The sequence below is a fragment of the Rhodoferax sp. ZS1R8 genome (assembly GCF_056521325.1).
Genome location: NZ_JBWMBA010000153.1, coordinates 1 through 1,132, shown reverse-complemented (window position 1 = coordinate 1,132; position 1,132 = coordinate 1). Strand labels below are relative to the sequence as shown.

The 1,132-nt window shown below is 56.3% G+C and carries 1 protein-coding gene; it reads left to right on the top strand.

The features are described from left to right. Window positions 1-475: 475 nt before the first annotated feature. Window positions 476-1,132 (top strand): UvrD-helicase domain-containing protein (locus AC097P_RS24575; RefSeq protein ID WP_479613032.1); only part of this gene is annotated, 657 nt, incomplete at its 3' end.

Genomic DNA, 1,132 nt, shown 5'->3' with positions numbered 1-1,132 from the left:
TAAAAGTCTGTGCCATCAACCTTGGGGCTGGTGGTGATGAAAGGGGCCTCGCGGTGGCTGGAAGCCATCGCTGCGCTGGCTGTAACCAACAATAAACAGGCTTTGGCGACGTTACCAAATTTGAAGTGCATATCGGTCTCCTTGAGGAACAAAATAAAACGGAAGGTCGTGGGTGCCGTCATCGACTGAAGATGGACGGTACTTACAAGCTAATACGGGGGAACTCGGCGACTGGATTCAACAGCGCGAAAAGATTTTTGAATTTCGACCGTTGGGCGGCGCGCGCGGGGCCAAGCCGGTGGCGCCTTTTGGAAGAAATCTCATGTTTCTGATCATGGGTTGCATGTTCAGCCCTTGGCAGTTTGCAATCTGTTCGCTTGCGAACCCTGACTTTGAAGAATGGCAGCCGGCGATACTGTGCTCCGGTCGCAGACCAGGCGCTTAAGATGCCACGCATCCCAGATAAGAACAAACCATGGTCGCAATGACGTCATCACCGCTTTTCCATCCACAAAACATCACGCCTTCGCGACAGCAGGTGGAGCTGCAAACCAGCAGTTGCCCATCCATCATCGTGAACGCAAATGCTGGGGCCGCAAAAACCACCAGCCTTGCGCTCAAAGTTGCCGAGGTACTGGAGAGTCAGCGGCGAAAAACCGGGCGCTATTTGCCCAAGAAGATCCTGACTCTGACCTACACCGACGTGGCGGGGCTGGCGTTTCGGCGCGCGCTACAGAAAATCGGCGTTCCGGCCGAAGCCGTCAAAGAACTCTGGATCAACACCTTTGACGAATTTTCGGTGTACATGCTCCAGGAGCTGGAAGGCAGTCGTGCCAAGGTGGTCAAGGCTCCTGAGGAACTCAAGGGCGCCATTGCGCAATGCATGTATGACGTGCGTGCGCGCGCTGATCAGCGGGGCGACCACCACCTGCTGCTCCCCAGTGACGAGGGTGGCGGTTTCTATGAACACCTGATCCACCAGAGCCTGCGCATCAAGGGCAAGATGGTGCTGCCCAAGGCACGGTGGTTGGGCGAACGCATCGACCCCCAGCTGGCCGAAAATGCCGGTGAGGACTACACGATACTCAAAGTCTTGGAGCGATTGGAGCGCTTGCGCCGGCCGTCAGAAGAA